Origin of the sequence: Wujia chipingensis (assembly GCF_014337155.1) — a bacterium.
Lineage (GTDB): Bacteria > Bacillota > Clostridia > Lachnospirales > Lachnospiraceae > Coprococcus_C > Coprococcus_C hominis.
In genome coordinates, this window is sequence record NZ_CP060632.1 from 1385603 (window position 1) to 1406082 (window position 20480).

The 20480-nt window shown below is 45.4% G+C and carries 23 protein-coding genes; 22 read left to right on the forward strand and 1 reads right to left on the reverse strand.

What is annotated here, in order from left to right; all coding sequences use genetic code 11:
* Nucleotides 1–7: 7 nt before the first annotated feature.
* From ftsY to H9Q76_RS06520, 20 genes are all read left to right on the forward strand, one after another.
* A complete protein-coding gene (gene ftsY, locus H9Q76_RS06425) occupies nt 8–1201 on the forward strand; it encodes a signal recognition particle-docking protein FtsY (protein WP_021985571.1) in 1194 nt (397 codons plus the stop codon).
* A gap of 46 nt (nt 1202–1247) precedes the next feature.
* Nucleotides 1248–2492 carry a threonine ammonia-lyase gene (gene ilvA / locus H9Q76_RS06430; RefSeq protein WP_021985570.1) on the forward strand — a complete coding sequence of 415 codons (1245 nt, stop codon included), beginning with the start codon at nt 1248–1250 and terminating at the stop codon, nt 2490–2492.
* A gap of 1 nt (nt 2493) precedes the next feature.
* A complete protein-coding gene (locus tag H9Q76_RS06435) occupies nt 2494–3681 on the forward strand; it encodes an ASKHA domain-containing protein (protein WP_021985569.1) in 1188 nt (395 codons plus the stop codon).
* Nucleotides 3682–3700: 19 nt separating this feature from the next.
* Complete coding sequence (locus tag H9Q76_RS06440) at nt 3701–5437, forward strand: serine hydrolase domain-containing protein (RefSeq protein WP_021985568.1); 1737 nt, start codon at nt 3701–3703, stop codon at nt 5435–5437.
* A gap of 3 nt (nt 5438–5440) precedes the next feature.
* Complete coding sequence (locus H9Q76_RS06445; protein ID WP_021985567.1) at nt 5441–6238, forward strand: MBL fold metallo-hydrolase; 798 nt, start codon at nt 5441–5443, stop codon at nt 6236–6238.
* 31 nt (nt 6239–6269) lie between these two features.
* Nucleotides 6270–6542 carry an ACT domain-containing protein gene (locus tag H9Q76_RS06450; protein ID WP_021985566.1) on the forward strand — a complete coding sequence of 91 codons (273 nt, stop codon included), beginning with the start codon at nt 6270–6272 and terminating at the stop codon, nt 6540–6542.
* An 18-nt stretch (nt 6543–6560) separates the two neighbouring features.
* A complete protein-coding gene (locus tag H9Q76_RS06455; RefSeq protein WP_021985565.1) occupies nt 6561–7925 on the forward strand; it encodes a PFL family protein in 1365 nt (454 codons plus the stop codon).
* Nucleotides 7926–7949: 24 nt separating this feature from the next.
* On the forward strand, nt 7950–9821 hold the full coding sequence (locus tag H9Q76_RS06460) for a TIGR03960 family B12-binding radical SAM protein (protein WP_021985564.1): 1872 nt from the start codon (nt 7950–7952) through the stop codon (nt 9819–9821).
* Nucleotides 9796–10500, forward strand: a complete 705-nt coding sequence (locus tag H9Q76_RS06465; protein ID WP_227572925.1) for a TIGR03936 family radical SAM-associated protein — start codon at nt 9796–9798, stop codon at nt 10498–10500. Before H9Q76_RS06460 ends, H9Q76_RS06465 begins: the two co-directional genes overlap by 26 nt.
* A gap of 73 nt (nt 10501–10573) precedes the next feature.
* On the forward strand, nt 10574–11752 hold the full coding sequence (locus H9Q76_RS06470) for a ribonuclease E/G (protein ID WP_021985562.1): 1179 nt from the start codon (nt 10574–10576) through the stop codon (nt 11750–11752).
* A gap of 151 nt (nt 11753–11903) precedes the next feature.
* A complete protein-coding gene (gene rplU / locus H9Q76_RS06475; protein WP_021985561.1) occupies nt 11904–12209 on the forward strand; it encodes a 50S ribosomal protein L21 in 306 nt (101 codons plus the stop codon).
* 29 nt (nt 12210–12238) lie between these two features.
* Nucleotides 12239–12544, forward strand: coding sequence for a ribosomal-processing cysteine protease Prp (locus tag H9Q76_RS06480; protein ID WP_021985560.1), 306 nt, complete (start codon nt 12239–12241; stop codon nt 12542–12544).
* A gap of 5 nt (nt 12545–12549) precedes the next feature.
* The gene (gene rpmA / locus H9Q76_RS06485) at nt 12550–12840 is read left to right on the forward strand and encodes a 50S ribosomal protein L27 (RefSeq protein WP_117780163.1); all 291 of its coding nucleotides are present in this window, start codon (nt 12550–12552) and stop codon (nt 12838–12840) included.
* Between the two features lie 90 nt (nt 12841–12930).
* Entirely contained in the window at nt 12931–14223 is a 1293-nt protein-coding gene (gene obgE, locus H9Q76_RS06490) for a GTPase ObgE (RefSeq protein ID WP_021985558.1), read from the forward strand.
* Between the two features lie 26 nt (nt 14224–14249).
* Nucleotides 14250–14540, forward strand: a complete 291-nt coding sequence (locus tag H9Q76_RS06495) for a YhbY family RNA-binding protein (RefSeq protein WP_021985557.1) — start codon at nt 14250–14252, stop codon at nt 14538–14540.
* Nucleotides 14541–14550: 10 nt separating this feature from the next.
* Nucleotides 14551–15195, forward strand: a complete 645-nt coding sequence (gene nadD, locus H9Q76_RS06500; protein ID WP_182428786.1) for a nicotinate (nicotinamide) nucleotide adenylyltransferase — start codon at nt 14551–14553, stop codon at nt 15193–15195.
* The gene (gene yqeK / locus H9Q76_RS06505; protein ID WP_021985555.1) at nt 15192–15770 is read left to right on the forward strand and encodes a bis(5'-nucleosyl)-tetraphosphatase (symmetrical) YqeK; all 579 of its coding nucleotides are present in this window, start codon (nt 15192–15194) and stop codon (nt 15768–15770) included. Before nadD ends, yqeK begins: the two co-directional genes overlap by 4 nt.
* Before the next feature lie 11 nt (nt 15771–15781).
* A complete protein-coding gene (rsfS, locus tag H9Q76_RS06510; protein ID WP_021985554.1) occupies nt 15782–16129 on the forward strand; it encodes a ribosome silencing factor in 348 nt (115 codons plus the stop codon).
* A 1-nt stretch (nt 16130) separates the two neighbouring features.
* A complete protein-coding gene (locus H9Q76_RS06515) occupies nt 16131–17321 on the forward strand; it encodes an HD-GYP domain-containing protein (protein WP_021985553.1) in 1191 nt (396 codons plus the stop codon).
* 20 nt (nt 17322–17341) lie between these two features.
* On the forward strand, nt 17342–17671 hold the full coding sequence (locus H9Q76_RS06520; RefSeq protein WP_021985552.1) for a hypothetical protein: 330 nt from the start codon (nt 17342–17344) through the stop codon (nt 17669–17671).
* A 111-nt stretch (nt 17672–17782) separates the two neighbouring features.
* Here the strand turns inward: H9Q76_RS06520 and lexA are convergent, their stop codons facing one another.
* Nucleotides 17783–18409 carry a transcriptional repressor LexA gene (lexA, locus tag H9Q76_RS06525; RefSeq protein WP_021985551.1) on the reverse strand — a complete coding sequence of 209 codons (627 nt, stop codon included), beginning with the start codon at nt 18407–18409 and terminating at the stop codon, nt 17783–17785.
* A 193-nt stretch (nt 18410–18602) separates the two neighbouring features.
* On the opposite strand from lexA, the gene hisZ reads away from it, so the two are divergent.
* Complete coding sequence (gene hisZ, locus H9Q76_RS06530; protein WP_021985550.1) at nt 18603–19811, forward strand: ATP phosphoribosyltransferase regulatory subunit; 1209 nt, start codon at nt 18603–18605, stop codon at nt 19809–19811.
* A 9-nt stretch (nt 19812–19820) separates the two neighbouring features.
* The gene (gene hisG, locus H9Q76_RS06535; protein WP_227572816.1) at nt 19821–20459 is read left to right on the forward strand and encodes an ATP phosphoribosyltransferase; all 639 of its coding nucleotides are present in this window, start codon (nt 19821–19823) and stop codon (nt 20457–20459) included.
* Nucleotides 20460–20480 lie beyond the last annotated feature (21 nt).

A 20480-nucleotide genomic window follows, 5' to 3' on the forward strand; every position in this document is an offset into this window, starting at 1 on the left:
GTAAGATATGGGTTGGTTTACCAAGAAGAAAAAAGGGGAAACTACAGAAGAGGAACTGCAGGAAGTGCAGACACAGGAAACTGTTGCAGAAGCAGAAGAAGTGGAGACAGAGAAAGAGATATCTGAGGTTCCTTCGGAGACAGTTGATACAGAGATTCCGGCTGAGATACCAGCGGATGAGCCAGGAGAAGCTCCAGCTCCACAGAAAAAGGGCTTCTTTGCAAGATTAAAGGAAGGGCTTACAAAGACACGTAACAGCATTTCAGATAGCTTCAACAACTTGTTCAAGGCAAGCGAGTTAGATGATGATTTTTACGATGAGCTGGAAGAGACACTCGTTATGTCCGATATGGGTTATGAGACGACGGAACGGATCGTAGAAGATCTGAAAGCACGTGTCAAGGAAGAACATATCAAGGAAGCACAGGCATGCCGGGATCTGGTAATCAATATTATACGGGATCAGATGCAGGTGGATGAGACAGCCTACGATTTTGAGAATAAGAAAACAGTTGTGCTGGTAATCGGTGTCAACGGTGTTGGAAAGACAACTTCGATCGGAAAGCTGGCAGCACAGTACAAGGCACGAGGCAAGAAGGTGCTGATGGCGGCGGCAGATACATTCCGTGCAGCGGCAATTGACCAGTTAAAGACATGGGCGAACCGTGCCGGTGTAGATATTATCGCACAGAATGAGGGCGCAGATCCGTCGGCGGTTGTCTACGATGCAGTTGCGGCAGCAAAAAGCCGGAATACAGATATCCTGCTGATCGATACAGCTGGACGTCTGCACAACAAGAAGAACTTGATGGATGAGCTTGCGAAGATGCGTCGCATTATTACAAGAGAGTATCCGGAAGCAAATGTGGAGTCACTGATCGTGTTAGATGGCACGACGGGACAGAATGCATTAGAGCAGGCAAGACAGTTCAGCTCCGTGACCGAGATCAATGGTATTATCATTACGAAGCTGGACGGAACAGCGAAGGGCGGTATTGCGATTGCAATCCAGTCAGAACTCAATGTTCCGGTCAAATACATTGGTATCGGCGAGCAGATTGACGATCTGCAGAAGTTTGATCCGAACAGCTATGTGAATGCATTGTTCGCAGATTTTGATATGCGTTCGGATGTGGAGATTCTCGTCGATGAGAATATCGAGAATATTCCGAAAGATGATGACCTGTTTGATATGAATTAAACAGGGTTTTGCATAAAAGAAACTTACAGGAAAGAAGGATAAAAATATGGCAGAAAAAGCGCAGACAGAACAGAAGCTGACACTCGAGAAATTCGAGCAGGCATATGAGATCGTGAAGAAAGTGACAAAGCCAACCGGACTGATCGAGAGTGAGTTTTTCTCACAGTCCTGTGGTAATAAAGTATATTTGAAACCGGAGAACATGCAGGTAACAGGCGCCTACAAGATTCGTGGTGCTTATTACAAGATCAGCACGTTGTCCGATGCAGACCGCAAGAAGGGACTTATCACAGCGTCTGCTGGAAACCATGCACAGGGTGTTGCGTATGCAGCAAAGGCATATGGTGTGAAGGCAACGATCGTTATGCCAACATCCACACCACTCATCAAGGTAAATCGTACGAAGTCGTATGGTGCTGAGGTTGTACTGTATGGCGATGTCTATGATGATGCCTGCCAGTATGCATTGAAGCTTGCGGAGGAAAAGGGATATACCTTTATCCATCCATTTGATGATTTGGATGTCGCAACCGGACAGAGTACCGTTGCGATGGAGATCTTAAAGGATCTTCCGTTTGTAGATATTATCTTAGTGCCAGTCGGTGGTGGCGGACTTGCCACAGGTGTATCGACGCTTGCCAAGATGCTCAATCCAAACATCAAGGTAATCGGTGTAGAGCCAGCAGGAGCAGCCTGCTTAAAGGCATCCCTTGCCAATGACAAGGTAACGACACTGCCAAAGGTAGATACGATCGCAGATGGTACTGCCGTTAAGACACCGGGAACAAAGATCTTCCCATATCTGAAGGAAAATCTGGATGATATTATTACGGTTGAGGATAGCGAACTGATCGTAGCATTTCTTGATATGTTAGAGAATCATAAAATGCTTGTAGAAAACAGTGGGCTGCTTACCGTTGCAGCGCTGAAGCATCTCGAGCCAAAGGGACAGAAGGTTGTCAGTATCTTGAGTGGTGGTAATATGGATGTGATCACATTCTCATCAGTTGTACAGCACGGTTTAATTGCAAGAAGCCGTATCTTCACGGTATCTGTATTGCTTCCAGATAAGCCGGGCGAGCTGCAGCGTGTGGCAGGTGTGATTGCCGGAGAAAACGGAAATATCATCAAGCTTGAGCATAACCAGTTCGTAACAATCAACCGTAATTCTGCTGTGGAACTTGTGATTACGATTGAAGCATTTGGACCGGAGCACAAGGAGCAGATCCTGCGCGTACTTTCCGAGCAGGGATATCGCCCAATCGAGAAGAAACCGAAGGCGATCTTCTAATATGCGACACATATATATGGCGGTAGACCTTGGTTCTACCATGATTGATAGCTGTCTGATCGATGCGGAGGACAAAGACGTACTTGCACAGCGGAGTACGAAGAATCCCCAGCGTCTGTATGGCAGCGACGTGATAAATCGAATCTTAACTGTGAAACGGGATATAAGCTTTCTTGTGAAAATGCGCGATCAGACGGTCGCTGCGATCGTGGAACTGCTGCAGGAAATGCTTGAAGATACTAAAAAACAGGTGGAACATACCGAGCGGGAGCATGAGCTTGTGAAGCTGGATGCTGTTGCAATCACAGGAAATACAACGATGATTTCCATCCTGCTTGGGTACGATATTTCAGATATGGGAGAAGCTCCATTTCCAACGACGCTACATGGCAGTGTAATCGTGCCAGGACAGGAATTATTTACGAAAGAACAGATGGCGGTTGTCGAAGAAGAATATCCTGAGATTATAGAAGAAGACTGTAATGTGTTCTTATCTGGATGTAGCAGTGCGTTTCTTGGCGGAGATGTCATCGCGGGTGTGATGCATATCGAGAAAAGTCGGAATACAGAAGTGCCAGAACGTTACATGTTCTTAGATCTTGGTACAAACGGTGAGATGGTTCTAAAAGATGGAGAGCGGTATTTGGCGACGAGTACTGCCTGTGGACCAGCATTTGAGGGATGTGCGAGAAAACAGCATGCGTATGGCAACAGTCTGCTTGAAGCAATCGCGCTTGGCAGAAGACTGGAGAAGATTCACGCAAACGGAACGCTGGCGGAGGAATTCTTAGACAGTGGAATCGTGATTCACGGAATCCATATCAACTCGGAGATATTACAGTCTATCATGCTTGCAAAGGCGGCGGTGTATGCCGGAATCAAATGTCTGCTTAAAACAGCAGGTCTGCATGCAAGAGATATTGACAAGGTATATATTGCCGGTGGTTTTGGCTTTTATTTGAATGCGCGGGATGCTATTGATCTTGGTATGCTGCCACAGGATTTCATGGATAAGCTGGAAGTGGTTGGAAATGCATCGCTTGCCGGTGCTACAGATCTTCTGATCCACGGACCATTGAGTCGTGATTTTGAAGTATATCGGGAGAAGCTTCAGGTGATTGATCTGACACAGACAGAGGGCTTTCAGGATAGTCTGATTGATGCCTGCAGCTTTGTAAGACTTACATAAATAAAATGGGGGATTGCCGATGGAACAACACAGTCTGAAATTAAAATTACTGGATTCTTTCTATGATATGGTAACGACGAAGAAATCAAATCTTCCAATCTATCATGGAAATGACAGCAAAGAGTTTGTGCCTGCGTATACAGCAGAGAATAAAAAGGTCTGTAATCCATTGGTGGCAGATATCAATCTGCCGAGCACACATGATTTTATCCGGTCATTGTCCGAAGATAAAAAGGTTGGACTCGCCGGAATTGCAATCTTAAAGGATGGAAAGCTTGTGGCGGAGCATTATGTACCGCCTTATGGCGCAGGATACCGGCATGTATCATTTTCCATGTGCAAGTCGGTGACATCCATGGCGGTCGGACTTGCGATGGAAGAAGGGCTGTTATCGCTTGATGAGAAGCTGGTAGATATCTTCCCGGAATACACCGGACTTTTCACGAAGAAGGCAATGAAGGAAGTCACGGTGAAGCATCTGCTTACGATGACTGCAGGTGTGAAATTCGATGAGGTAAGCTCGTATTTCGCGGAGGACTGGCGAAAATCATTTATTGGCAGTGATGTAAGCTTTGCACCGGGGACGGATTTCACGTATAATAGCTTAAATACCTATATGCTTGCAGCAATCGTGACGAGACGGGCGGGATGTTCTATGCTTGCCTATTTGAAGTCACGTCTGTTTCGCCCGCTTGGTATCCATAATATCACATGGGACTGCTGCCCGAAGGGCATTGAACGCGGTGGCTGGGGCATGAAGCTTTCCCTGCAGGATATGGTAAAGCTTGGTGAGCTTTACTTAAATGATGGTGCGATCATCCGGGATGGAAAACACATCCAGCTTTTAAGCCGGGCGTGGATCCGCGAATCAACACAGACACATGTGGAATTCGAGGATACAACGCTCACGAAAGGGTACGGATATCAGATCTGGTGCTTAAAGGATGGTGCATGGCTGTTCAACGGTGTATTTGGACAGAATGTCTATATCAACCAGAGAAAGAATCTGGTGATCGCCTGTACTGCAGGCGGTTATGAAGTATTTCCGGAGGGACATCTGGTTGCAAGAATCTGTAAGTTTGCAGCGGATGAGGAAAATTTCATCCGTAAGCCGTTTGCCACGATCGGTGATACTCTGAAAAACTATATTGCAGAAAAACGGTATCAAAAGAATGCAAAGCAGCTTGATCCGGCGTATGCAGCCTATATAGAACGTGTGGTGAAGCCATATACAGGCAGAACCTACGATGTGACCGATTATGCATCAAGTATCCTGCCAAATGCGAATCAGATGTTTTATTCTCTGTATATGACAGGCATCGAGCAGCTGGGCATCTCGTACAAAAAGGAATACCTGGTACTGCATGTGCGGGATGGAAAAAAGGTGTATCATATCCGCGTCGGGTATCTGTCGGCACATCCATATATCTATCAGATCTTAGATATCGGTGGAAAGAAACTTCCGGTTGCAGCGGGCTGTGAGCTGATGGATCGAACGGAGAAAGAATTTGGACTGAAGATCCGGCTTTACTATCTTGAAGAGGTCGCAAACAAGGTGATCGATCTGCAGTTTGAAGGGGATAAAGTGAAGATCCGGGCGGTCGGCACACCGAACCTTGTGAAGTTCATGGAGAAGCTGTTTGGCGAGGCAATGATGCAGCGCACAAAGAAGCTGGGACGATGGAAGGATTCCACATTTCTAAAAGAAAAAATGAAGAAAGTGTTATTCCCGGAGAGTGAGGGAATTGCGAGATAAACTATGAAGATGATGACGATTGCCAGTGGAAGCAGTGGAAACTGTACATACGTTGGCAGTGAAAATACAGGGATATTAGTCGATGTCGGTGTCAGCAAGAAAAAAATACTGGATGCGTTACAGGACGTAGACCGGACGTTTGCAGACATCAACGGCATCGTGATTACGCATGAACATATTGACCATATACGTGGTCTCGGTGTAATATCAAGAGCGTATGGCATTCCAATCTATGCGACAGAAGCGACAATAGAAGAAATCAAATACACAACGAGCCTTGGAACGCTTGACTATGGGTTGTTCCATAGTATTCAGCCGGATGAACCATTTATGGTCGGCAATATTGAGATCCTGGCACACAGTACGTGGCATGATGCGGCCGATCCAGTCTGCTACAGCCTGCTGTGTGATGGCAGGAAGATTGCCGTTGCGACCGATATGGGAGGATATGATGGTTATATGATACAGGCACTCAAAGACGCGGATGCGCTTTTGGTGGAGGCAAATCATGATATCCGTATGCTGCAGGTTGGACCATATCCGTATTCGACCAAGCAGCGGATCTTAAGCAGTTATGGACATTTGTGCAACGAAGCGGGCGGGAAACTGATCCGTGATGTGCTCAATGATCATATAAAAACTATTTTTCTTGGACATTTGTCAAAGGAAAATAACTTACCGGAGCTTGCCTATGCGGCAGTTGCGGCGGAGTTAGAAGGAAATCCGTTCACAGACGATGTGCGGGATTTTCATTTGCAGGTGGCAAACAGAGATACACACAGTGCGCTGCTTGATATTTAAGTATATTTTCAATACACGGAGGAAGAGTAAGATGAAGAAAACAATTATCACGGTAGTAGGAAAAGACAGAGTCGGTATTATTGCAAAAGTGTGTGTATACCTTGCCGAGAACAATATCAACATCCTTGATATTGCCCAGACGATCGTAGATGGCTATTTCAATATGATGATGGTTGTCAATGCTGAAGCTGCATCCAAGGATCATGACCAGATTGCGGAGGATCTTGCAGGTATCGGAGAGGAACTTGGTGTGCAGATCAAGGCACAGCAGGAAGAAATCTTTGACATGATGCACAGACTGTAATTGGATGGAGGAAAGCAAATGATTAGCATAAATGAAGTAATTGAAACCAATGCAATGATCTCCCGGATGAATCTGGATGTCCGTACGATCACAATGGGTATCAGCCTGCTTGACTGTGTGGGCGGTACACTCAAGGAAACCTGTGATAATATCTATAACAAGATCACAATGAAGGCAAAGGATCTGGTTTATACAGGTGAGGAAATCTCTAAGAAATATGGTATTCCAATCGTAAATAAGCGTATATCTGTTACACCGATCGCACTTGTAGGTGGCAGTGTATGTAAGACAAGCGATGATTTCGTGGAAATCGCAAAGACGCTTGATCGTGCAGCAGATAAGGTAGGCGTTAACTTTATCGGTGGATATTCTGCTCTTGTTTCGAAGAGTATGACAAAGGCTGATGAGCTTTTGATCCGTTCTATCCCAAAGGCATTGGCAGTAACTGGAAAGGTTTGTTCTTCTGTCAATACCGGTTCCACAAAGACCGGTATCAATATGGATGCAGTCAAGCTGATCGGTGAAATTGTATTGGAGACAGCAGAGCTTACGAAGGATCAGGATTCCATCGGCTGTGCAAAGTTTGTTGTGTTCTGTAATGCGCCGGATGACAATCCGTTTATGGCAGGTGCATTCCATGGTGTGACAGAGGCAGATTGCATCATTAACGTTGGTGTTAGTGGTCCGGGTGTTGTAAAGGCAGCACTTGAGGCAGTGCGCGGTGAGAATTTCGAGGTGCTTTGTGAGACAATCAAGAAGACTGCATTTAAGATCACAAGAGTTGGACAGCTTGTAGCGAAGGAAGCATCTGCGAGATTGGGAGTGCCGTTTGGCATTATCGATCTTTCGCTTGCTCCAACACCTGCAGTCGGAGATAGTGTCGGTGAAATCCTTGAGGAGATTGGTCTGGAATTTTCCGGTGCACCAGGTACAACTGCGGCACTTGCCATGCTCAATGATCAGGTGAAGAAGGGTGGCGTTATGGCATCCTCGTATGTCGGTGGACTTTCCGGTGCATTTATTCCGGTCAGTGAGGATCAGCGTATGATCGATGCGGTTGAGGCAGGTGCTCTTACAATCGAGAAGCTTGAGGCAATGACTTGTGTCTGCTCCGTCGGTCTGGATATGCTTGCAATCCCTGGCGATACGAAGGCAACGACAATCTCCGGTATTATCGCAGATGAGATGGCGCTTGGTATGGTAAACCAGAAGACAACAGCTGTCCGTATCATTCCTGTAATCGGAAAGACAGTTGGCGATAAGGCAGAGTTTGGTGGACTGCTTGGCTATGCTCCAATCATGCCGGTGAACCAGTATTCCTGCGATGCATTTATCAATCGTGGGGGAAGAATCCCGGCACCGATCCACAGCTTTAAGAACTAATATAAATAATAAAGGTCAGATTGAATGGAACAAAGATTAGCACTTCCGGAACGGGTTTTGATGCAGATTGAAAAGCCGGCCCGTTATATCGGAAATGAAGTAAATATGGTTCGCAAGAACTTAAGTGAGGTAGACGTCCGGATCGCCATGTGCTTTCCGGATGTTTATGAGATCGGCATGTCATATCTGGGAATTCAGATCTTGTATGACATGTTTAACCGCAGAGAGGACGTGTACTGTGAGCGTGTGTACAGCCCATGGCCGGACTTGGATGCGATCATGCGGAAGGAGCACATTCCGCTTTTTTCGTTGGAGACACAGACGGCAATCTCGGAATTTGACTGGCTTGCAATTACGATCCAGTACGAGATGTGTTACACCAATATATTACAGGTCATTGATTTAGCAGGCATTCCATTGCTTGCGAAGGATCGTACGAAGGAGCATCCGATCGTGATTGGTGGCGGACCTTGTACAGTGAATCCGGAGCCGATGGCGGATTTCTTCGATATCTTCTATATCGGAGAGGGCGAGACAAGCTACGATGCATTGCTTGATCTGTACAAACAGTATAAACATTCGGACATGAGCCGGGAGGATTTCCTGCGGAGAGCATCTTCGATTCCGGGTATTTATGTGCCATCGATGTATGAGGTTTCGTATCAGGAAGATGGAACGATCGAGAAGGTCGTACCGAAATATGAGGATGTCCCAGCAAAGGTAAAACGTCAGGTCGTCGTTGATTTTGAGAATGTATCATACCCGATGAAGCCGGTTGTACCGTATATCCGGGCAACACAGGATCGTGTGTGTCTGGAAATCATGCGTGGCTGTATCCGTGGCTGTCGGTTCTGTCAGGCGGGAATGATCTATCGTCCGACGAGACAGAAGAATGTGGAAATGCTCAAAAAATACGCGCGGACGATGCTGGATAATACCGGCTACGAAGAGATTTCGTTAAGCTCGCTTAGCTCGAGTGATTACGAGAATCTCGATGTGCTGCTGAATTATCTGATTACATTGCGGGATACCGATCATGTAAACGTGTCATTGCCATCACTTCGTATCGATGCATTTTCTCTCGATGTCATGAGTAAGGTGCAGGATATCAAGAAGTCCTCCCTGACATTTGCGTCGGAGGCAGGTACCCAGCGTCTGCGGGATGTTATCAACAAGGGAATTACAGACGAGAATCTGTTAGAGGGAAGCAGACAGGCGTTCCTTGGTGGCTGGGATAAGGTCAAGCTTTATTTCATGCTCGGACTTCCGACGGAGACTGATGAGGATCTGTATGGTATCGCGGATCTGGCAGAGCGTATCTCAGAGGTATATTTTGACAATGTACCAAAGGAAAAACGAAATGGCCGTGTCATGATCAACGCATCGGCATCGTATTTTGTACCGAAGCCATTTACACCGTTCCAGTGGGCACCGATGATCCTACCGGATGAATTTACCCGCCGGGCAAGATATGTGAAGGACTCCTTCCGGGCACAGCGAAACCAGAAGAGTCTGAAGTTTTCGTATCACGATGCAGGAATCTCAATTTTAGAGGGTGTGCTTGCAAGAGGTGACCGTAGACTGGGTGCGGCAATCTTAGATGTGTATGAACAGGGTGGCATCTTCGATGCGTGGACAGAGTATTTTGATATGCAGCGGTATGAAAATGCGTTTGCAAACCATCATGTCGATATCGAATTTTATACAGCGAGAAAAAGACCGGATGACGAAGTGTTCCCGTGGGAGCATTTAGACGTCGGTGTGAGCCGCGGGTTCCTGTTACAGGAGTGGCATAAGGCACAGGAGGGAAAAACGACCGGAAACTGCCGGATGCAGTGTTCTGGCTGTGGTTCTGCCACATATGGAGGAGGTGTCTGCTTTGAAGCTAAGAATTAAATACACCAAGCTTGGAAGTCTTCGTTTCATTGGACATCTCGATATTATGCGGTTCTTCCAGAAGGCGATCCGGCGGGCGAAGCTGGATGTCTCATATTCGAAGGGCTTTTCGCCTCACCAGATGATCTCCTTTGCGGCACCGATGCCGCTTGGCATGACATCGGAGGGGGAATATTTCGATGGAGAGTTTGAGAGCGTGACAACGACCGAAGATATGATGGCGCGCCTGAATGCGACGATGCCACCGGAGATTCAGGTATTGGATATCATCGAGCTTCCGGACAATGCGAAGCCGTCGATGGCAATCGTGACCGCGTCTGACTATTATATCTACAAAAACGAGGAATGTGAGAACGATACAATACCGCAGCTTTTACAGGCGCTGCCTGCATTTGCAGAGAAAGACAAGGTTGAGATCGTCAAGAAGACGAAGTCCAAAGAGGAACTGACGGATATCCGTCCACTCATCTATGAAATCAAAGAATACAAGGATGGCGTCTATATGCTGCTTGCATCCGGAAGCAAGGATAACTTAAAGCCGGAGCTTGTCGTAGAGGCGATGTGTAACGAAGCGGGTGTACCGTTTAACCGGTATGATTACCGGATTCACCGGCTGGAGACATACATGGGCGAGAAAGAGGAGTTACAGCCGCTTTCCGCAAGTGGAACGAGATTTTAATGGATGTGCCGCAGGATATAATGAAGCACGCTGATGCGTGGTGACATATGATGTGGGAAGCAGATAAGAGAGTATGAAGCAGTTTGTATTTACAGAATGGAATAAGAAGAAGCTTGGAATCCTGTTCGAGGATGGAAAAGCGATGGAGATCCGGTGTTATGAGGCGGACAGTATCCTTGGAAATGTCTACCGGGCGCGAGTCTCGAATCTATCGCCGAACATCAATGCGGCGTTCGTGGATATCAAAAAGGGCGAGAGTTGTTATCTGTCGATGGATGATTACCACGGGGAGAAATTAAAGGTCGGTGATCTCGTGACGGTGCAGGTCGTGCGTGATAAGATCAAGACAAAACGTTATGCGGTGACGACAGATATTTCCCTGCAGGGAGATTACGCGGTAACGACGCTTTTTGCACCTGTCGGAGTTTCTTCCAAGATTACAGATAGTGCAAGAAAAAAGGAATTAAAGACTTTGATGCAGAACCTGCTTATAGCAGAGCAGGATGCGCAGTTCTATTTGGCAGAAGGAAATGTGGCAGAGATCGAGCGGATAAAAAAGCTTACACTTGGTGGAATTATCCGGACGCAGGCAGAGCATGCGGAGGATGCTGCGATTACGCGGGAAATCGAAGGACAGGCACGACTGCTTTATTCGATTATGAAGAAGTCCGAGTATGCAACACAATATACCTGCCTGTACCACACGGAGGTCGAATATATCAAAGATATCCGGCGGATGCATGCATTGCAGGATGTGGAGATCGTGACCGATATTCCAGAGGTGACGGAAGCAATCTCGGAGATCCCACTCTATACGGACGAATATACACTTACGCTTCGGTATTCGCTTGCAAGTCTGCTTGAGAAGACGCTTTCGAAGCGCGCATACTTAAAGTCCGGGGCATATCTGGTAATCGAGCCGACGGAAGCCATGACGGTGATCGATGTCAATAGCGGCAAGTCAATCAAAGGGAAAAATGCGGAGGAGCAGTTCCTGAAGATTAACATCGAAGCGGCAAAGGAGATTGCAAGGCAGCTCCGGCTGCGTAATATTTCCGGAATTGTGATGATTGATTTCATCAACATGAAGGAAGAAAGTCATAATCATGAGCTTATGAAGAATCTGGCAGAATATGTACGCACTGATCCGGTCCGGACAACTGTGGTGGATATGACGAAGCTTGGACTTGTCGAGCTGACAAGACAAAAAGGAAAACGTGCATTGCACGAGGTATTTTCAGAAATCAAATAGGTTAACATAAAAAATTACAAAATATTATATTTTTTGTGTTGACAAGCATACAATCAGATGCTAATATATACGAGTGTGCCGCACAGTGGGGTACAAGTCTGCAATCATGCAGCACCGAAACTGGCGAGTAATGATAATAGGAGGAAACCATATGTACGCAATTATAGCAACAGGCGGAAAGCAGTACAAGGTAGCTGAAGGAGATATCATTAAGGTAGAGAAGCTTAATGCTGAGGAAGGCTCAGAGGTATCATTCGACGTAGTTGCAGTGAATACTGACAAAGATGTACTTTGTGGAGATGCTTGCAAGAGCGCTTCTGTAAAGGCAACTGTTCTTGGCGAAGGTAAGGGTAAGAAGGTTGTTGTTTACAAGTACAAGAGAAAGACTGGCTATCATAAGAAGCAGGGTCACAGACAGCCGTTTACTCAGGTTAAGATTGAAGCAATCAACGCTTAATTGAAACTATGATACAGGCAGTGTTTTATATGTATTCGGATAAGACTTACCGTGGATTTTCGGTAAGCGGACATGCAGGCTATGAGAACGCAGGCAAAGATATTATCTGTGCTTCGGTATCAGCGCTTGTCATCAATACCGTGAATGCGGTGGATGCACTCACAGAGAATGTGTGTGCATGCGAGCAGGATTCATCCGGAAGCATAAAATTCAAATTTTCATCGGACAGCGATGAACAAGGACAATTATTGATCCGTGCCTTGGATATGGGGCTTTCCAATATCGAGAAGGAATACGGAAAGAAGTATTTGCAAGTACACTACAAGGAGGTGTAACGACTATGTTAAGAATGGATTTACAGTTCTTTGCTCATAAGAAGGGTGTTGGTTCTACTAAGAACGGTAGAGATTCAGAGTCTAAGAGACTCGGCGCCAAGAGAGCAGACGGACAGTTTGTAAAGGCTGGTAATATTTTATTCAGACAGCGTGGAACTAAGATTCATCCTGGTGTGAACGTTGGTATCGGCGGAGACGACACATTATTTGCACTTGTAGATGGTGTTTTACGTTTCGAGAGAAAGGGTAGAGATAAGAAGCAGGCTTCTGTATACCCTGTAGAGTCAGCTGAGTAAGAAAGCACTAGAAGAGCCGGGAGTTATATCCCGGCTTTTTCTGGATTTATGAGTTAATTTGGTAATCGTATTTATGAGGGAGGGCGTCCCATGTTTGCAGATAGAGCGAAAATATTTATAAGATCAGGAAAAGGCGGCGACGGACATGTGTCATTTCGCCGGGAATTATATGTGCCGGATGGCGGTCCGGACGGCGGCGACGGCGGCGATGGCGGCGATGTTATCTTCGTGGTAGATCCCGGATTAAATACGCTTACGGATTTCCGTCATGTGCGTAAATATGTGGCACAGGATGGAGAAGAAGGCGGAAAAAGAAACTGCCATGGTGCTAACGGAAAGGATATTATCCTGAAGGTTCCGGCAGGTACCGTCGTAAAGGATGCAGAAACCGGAAAAGTAATATTGGATATGTCGAATAAGACCGAACCGGTAACGCTGCTGAAAGGCGGCAGAGGCGGCAAAGGAAACCGTCAGTATGTGACATCGGTCATGCAGGCACCAAAGTATGCACAGCCGGGAAAACCGGCGAAAGAGCTCTGGGTAACCTTAGAGCTTAAGATGATCGCAGATGTTGGATTAGTTGGATTCCCGAATGTTGGTAAATCCACATTCCTGTCCCGTGTGACAAATGCAAAACCGAAGATTGCAAACTATCATTTCACAACACTCAATCCGAATCTCGGTGTGGTCGATCTTGGAGAAAAGCAGGGATTTGTAATCGCGGACATTCCGGGTATTATTGAAGGTGCATCGGAAGGTGTTGGACTGGGAATTGAATTCTTACGTCACATCGAGCGTACAAAGGTGCTGATCCACATTGTTGATGCGGCATCGACGGAGGGCAGAGATCCGATCGTGGATATCGAAGCAATCAACAAGGAACTGCGTCAGTACAATGAAGAGCTGGCAAGCCGGCCGATGGTAATTGCCGCAAATAAGTGTGATGCGCTGTACGGTGAGGATTACGAGACTGTGATCCAGTTATTGAAGGACGAATATGAACCAAAGGGAATCAAAGTATTCCCGATATCAGCAGTGTCCGGCAAGGGTGTCGAAGAACTGCTGTGGTATGTAAATAAATTAGTGAAGGAAGCACCGGATGAGGTAATTGAGTTTGCACCGGAGATGGATGTAGAGTTCATGGATGATCCGGAGCTGCCATTTGAGGTGACAAAGTCTGAGGAAGAGGAGCATGTATTCCTTGTGGAAGGTCCTCGGATCGAGAAGATGCTTGGTTATACGAATCTGGAGTCTGAGAAGGGCTTTGCGTTCTTCCAGAGATTCTTAAAGGACAATGGAATCTTACAGATGCTCGAAGATCTTGGTATCGAAGAGGGAGACACCGTAAGATTGTATGGTCTGGAGTTTGATTATTATCGTTAAATCATTAAAAGGAAAGAGGAAAGAATATGACAAGTAAGCAGAGAGCTTATCTGAAGAGTCTGGCAATGAATGCCGATACGATCATGAATATCGGAAAGTCAAGCCTTACACCGGAGGTCTGCACAGCAGTCAGTGAAGCATTAGAAAAGCGTGAGCTGGTGAAAATTGGTGTTCTGAAGAACTGCCTCGATGATCCGAAGGAAATCGCGGCTGTGATGGCAGAGCGTACACACAGCCAGGTTGTACAGGTCATCGGCAAGAAGATCGTGTTGTATAAGAAGAGAAAGAAAGATCCGAAAATCGTTCTCCCGGAATAAGATGGCAGATGTGAGATTCGAACAATTTCATACAATCGCGATTCTCGGAGGAACATTTAATCCGGTACATGCCGGTCACGTGGCGATTGCGCAGGCGGTTTTAAAGGCACGTCCGGAAGTAGATCAGCTTGTCTGTATGCCGAATCATATTCCGGCATACAAGGAGGAAGCTGCGATTGTGGATGGAAGCATGCGGATGGATATGCTCCGGCTGGCGATGGCACAGATCCCGAAGATTTCGGTCAGTGACTTTGAATTAAAATGGGATGGATACACATATACCGTGGATACATTTACCCGGTTAAAGAAGCTGTATCCGAAGCTTACAATCGAATTTGTGATCGGCGATGATTCGCTGTTTCAGCTACACAAGTGGTATGAATTTGAACGACTGGCGAATCTGTGTGAGATTCTGGTTGTTGCAAGAGGGGAACAACGGGATACGATCGAGACATATATCCGCAGGTTTTGTACGAAGTATCCGGCGTTTCACATATCCTATGTGGCGATGCCGCCGGTTCCGGTTTCATCAAGTGAGATACGGGCGCGGATTGCTAAGAGAGAATCTATACAGGGACTTGTACCGGACGATGTATTACAGTATATAGAAGCACATGCACTTTATAAGCAGGAAGCTGGGAGAAGACAGATATGATGACAAGAGACAAAATGATAACAAGATTGAAGGGCAAGATCAGTGCGACCAGACTGACACATTCTTTTGGTGTCGAGTATACGGCTGCCTGTCTGGCAATGGTGCATGGAGAAGATGTGGAAAAGGCGCGTATAGCAGGACTGCTGCATGACTGTGCGAAAGGACTGCCGACGAAGACGAAGCTCGAGAAAGCGAGAAAGCACGGACTTCCGGTCAGCAAATATGAGGAGAAGAATCCGGATATGCTGCATGCGAAGCTTGGCGCGTATTATGCACGGTACAAATACGATGTGGTTGATCAGGTGATCTTAGATGCGATCACATATCATACAACCGGACGCCCGAACATGACACTGATGGATAAGATTATCTTTGTCGCCGATTATATTGAACCGAACCGGAAGATGCTCCCGGAGATGGAGGAAATCCGCAAAGAGGCATTTACGGATCTGGATGCGTGCGTGATCCATATATTGAAGAATACACTTGATTATCTGAACCGGACGACCGCTGAGATGGATTATATGACACAGAAGACCTATGATTTTTATGTTGTGCATAACATGGAACTGTAAGGAGACAGGGTATGAGTGAAAATAAATATCTTCGAACAATTGTAAAGGCACTTGATGATAAGAAGGGCAATGATATTCGTGTTATTCGGATATCCGAGATTTCTTCTATGTGTGATTATCTCGTAATTGCAGATGGTTCCAACCGTAATCAGGTGCAGGCAATGTGCAACAATGTGGAGCATGCGATGCGGGAAGCCGGAGCCGAAATGAAAAATCGGGAAGGATATGCAAATGGAGGATGGATTTTACTGGATTATTATGATATAATTATTCATGTATTTTCAGAAAAAGAGAGATCCTTCTATGATTTAGATAATATTTGGAGGGATGGAGAGCTTTTACGACTGGGGGAGTATTAATTTGAATAATAAGGAAAAACTGATCCAGGATAATTACAGTAAAGTTAATCAGATTTCTGCCAGATGTATGCGTGTGATCGTGGCGATTCTTGCGCTTGCATTTGTTTATTGTTATTTTGGTACGGATATGGATGAATCTGTACTGATCGTATTCTTTGCGTCTGCAATTTTTATTGCGTTGATTCCAACGCTGATCATCAACATATTAAAATTTGATCATGCACCTGTGACGAAGCATATCGTTATTATTTGTGTCTGTCTGATTGCGACACTGATGCTGACACTTTTATCGACGTATGCATATCCGATTATGTTATTCCCGATCCTTCTGGCATCGCTTTATTACAATCAGACGTTGGTGCTGTTTGCGTCGCTTCTGATGTCGTGCGGCATTGTTGGTTCGAATTATTTTGCATTCCGGTTTTCGGATGTATTTATCGGATTTCCATGTGAGTCATTTGAAGAGGTTATGATGTCTTATGTCGTTCCACAGATCGTGGTTGTATTCGGGCTTTCCGTTGCAGCATATTTCATCGTACAGCGAAATTCCATGATGATCAACTCTGCAATCAATATGGCAGTTACGATGCAGGATAACCAGACAGGCCTTATCTTCTCGTTCGCCGAGATTAGTGAGAGTAAATCGAAGTTCACCGGAGAGCATATCAAGCGAGTTGCCGCCTATATGCGGGTATTGGCGAAAGCGTCTGGATTTGATGATGAATATGTGGAGATGGTATCGACAGCATCCATGATGCACGATATCGGTAAGCTGATGATCAGTGAAGAAATACTTGATAAACCGGATAAGCTGACAGATGAAGAATACCAGATTATGAAGAACCATGTCTTATACGGTGAGGCACTTCTGGAGAAATGCCCGGGTGAACTGATGCATCTGGCGTGTATTCTGGCAAAGGAACATCATGAGCGCTGGGATGGTACCGGATATCTCGGTATGAAGGGTGAAGAGATTGCCTATATCAGCCGTTTGATGGCGGTATGTGACGTATTTGATGCACTGACCTCTGACCGTTACTATAAGAAGGGCTGGTCGTTGGAAGATACATTTGATGAGATTATACGTTTATCGGGCAAGAGTTTCGATCCGAAGGTTGTCAAATTATTCATCCAGCATTTTGATGAGTTCAAAGAGATACATAACCGTATACCGGATAAGCAAAAATACTAAAGAGAAATGGAGTACCTGCTATGTATAAGATCATGAATGCATACATGAGCAAGGTTCAGCTACAAACGGGACCGGAACTGCAGCAAAGACTTTGTGACATTGTGAATAGTATAAAAGAGATTAAGAGTTTTTCGGTCACAGAACATTTCAAACAATTTGCGATTGACATGAAATTAGAGTCGTTTTCTGTGGATCGCGCGGCGGCAGTTTTTCATGAATTGCAGGGGAAGATTGCAAGTCCGTATTCGTCCTTTTATGTACGCTTTAACGAGGGCAGATGTGTACGGTACCGGTTCATTACATGTAAGGAAGATAAGCAGGGTATCTACTGCGATTTTATATTCAGTTAATCTGATGCATGAAAAAAAGACAGATTCCATATTTTGAGGTGCCACCTCAAAGTTAGAATCTGTCTTTTTTATGTAGTGTGACCAATATTGATTGTATACGGGCGACCATTCCTAGAACGTACGGAACAATCCGATGACCTTTCCGAGAATCTGGAGTTCTCCGTCCTGAACGATGATTGGGTCCATCGTGTCATTTTCTGGTTGTAACCGGTAGTAACCGGCTTCTTTGTAGTAAGTTTTTACAGTTGCTGAATCATCAATCAGAGCAACGACCATTTCCGCGTTTCTTGCTGTCTGTGCTTCCTCACACATAACTAAATCGCCATCGAAGATGCCGGCATTGATCATGCTGTCGCCTTTGACCTTCAGCATGAATGTATTCTTGCCATTTGCATGCAGATATTCCGGTGGGATTGGAAAGTAGCCCTGAATGTTCTGCTCTGCAAGAATTGGTTCGCCACAGGTGACAGTACCAACAATCGGTACATTGATGACTTCTCTTCTTGCAAGATTAAACTCATCATCTAAGATTTCAATCGCACGCGGTTTTGTTGGATCTTTGCGGATATATCCTTTTTCCTCCAATGATTCCAGATGTGCATGAACCGAAGAGGTTGATTTTAAATGAACTGCCTCGCAGATCTCGCGTACGGCAGGTGGATACCCTTTTTGTAAGATGCATTCCTTCAGATATTCCAGAATTTCCCGCTGCTTATCAGTCAGTTTTCGATTCGCCATAACATATCCCCTTTCTTTTGATTTAAAAACTGTATTTATGATAGCATAGAATATAAAAAAATGCAAACAAATGTTCTACTTTTCTGCCTGAACGAAAAAACATTGGAAAAACTTTGAATTTTCGATAGAAATGGAGTATAATATCCTAGACTTTGTATGTCGTTAGAAATGAGATATAAAAGGAGAGCTGGTTTTGAACGAAAAGTTATTACATACACCCGAAGGCGTCCGGGATATCTATGATGCCGAGTGTAAGAAGAAAAAGAAAGTAATTTCACAGATTCATCATGTGTTAGAACTTTACAGTTATCAGGATATTGATACACCAAGCTTTGAATATTTTGATATTTTCAATATGGATAAGGGGTCTGCGGCTTCGAACGAAATGTATAAATTCTTTGACCGCAACAATAACACTTTGGTGTTACGCCCGGATATCACACCGAGTATTGCCCGGAGCGTGGCAAAGTATTATCCGGAAGAACAGCTTCCGATCCGCCTGTGTTATGCAGGAAATACATTTTTAAATACACACCAGCATCAGGGAAAGCTTTCTGAGTTTACACAGATTGGTGGAGAATTGATTAACGATGACAGTTCTGCTGCCGATGCGGAGATTATTGCCTGTGTGATTCATTGTCTGCTTGCAGCGGGTTTAAAGGAGTTCCAGATTGAGATCGGTGAAGTGGAGTTCTTCAAGGGCATGATTGAAGAGGCTGGTCTGGATGATGAGACAGAACAGCGCATCAAGGAATACATTCATTCAAAGAATTTCTTTGGACTCACAGAGTTTGTGAATACACTGGAAATTCCAGAAGAACGCAAGACGGCACTGAAGAGCTTCGAGAGTCTGTTTGGCGGGCTGGATATGCTTGACCATGCAGAAAAGCTTGTGACAAATGCAGCTTCATTAGAAGCGATTGCCCGTATGCGGAAGGTATATACCGCACTTACAAGCTATGGATATGAAAAATATGTGAGCTTTGATCTGTCCATGATCAACCGCTTTAATTATTATACCGGAATCGTGTTCCGCGGTTATACATACGGAACCGGTGATGCAATCGTCAAGGGTGGACGATACAACAGCCTGATGGAGAAGTTCGGCAAGAAGGCTCCGTCCGTTGGATTCGCGATTTATGTCGATGATCTGATGAGTGCGATCGCCAGAAATAAGATTGACGTTGCACTTGATTATTCCAATGTACTTGTCCTGTACAAGGAGGAAGACCAGAAGGAAGCAATCGCGTATGCATGTAAGCTGCGTGCGGAAGATCAGAAGGTAGAGCTTGTCCGGATGTCCAGACGACATGATCTGCAGGAATATATTGATTATGCACATAAGATGCATTTTGCAAAATTGTGTTACTTTGAGGCTGCGGACAAGATTACAGAATATTAAGGAGAGACTATGCGTTATTTAACATTTGCACTGGCAAAGGGACGTCTTGCCAAGAAGACACTCGCGATGTTTGAACAGATGGGCATCACCTGTGAAGAGGCAAAGGACCCGGATACAAGAAAATTGATTTTTACAAATGAGGAGCACAAAATCCGTTTTTTCTTAGCAAAGGCATCGGATGTACCAACCTATGTGGAGTATGGTGCTGCGGATATCGGCGTGGTTGGAAAGGATACGATCATGGAGGAAGGCCGTAACCTGTATGAGGTTATGGATCTTGGTTTTGGCAGGTGCCGGATGTGCGTTTGCGGACCGGCATCTGCTCGGGAACTGCTTTCCAAAAATGAAATTATCCGTGTAGCGAGTAAATATCCGAATATTGCAAAGAATTATTTTAGTGAGAAGAAAAACCAGACGGTTGAGATTATCAAGCTAAATGGTTCGGTGGAGCTGGCACCGCTTGTGGATCTGTCTGAGGTGATTGTAGATATCGTGGAGACTGGTTCGACATTGCGGGAAAATGGACTGGAAGTCTTGGAGGAAATCTGTCCGCTTTCTGCGCGCGTGGTTGTCAATCAGGTGAGTCTCAAGATGGAGCATGAGAGAATCCGGAAGCTGTTAAATGATTTAAATGAGATTATTCACTAGAAATAGTGCAGTAAGTATATG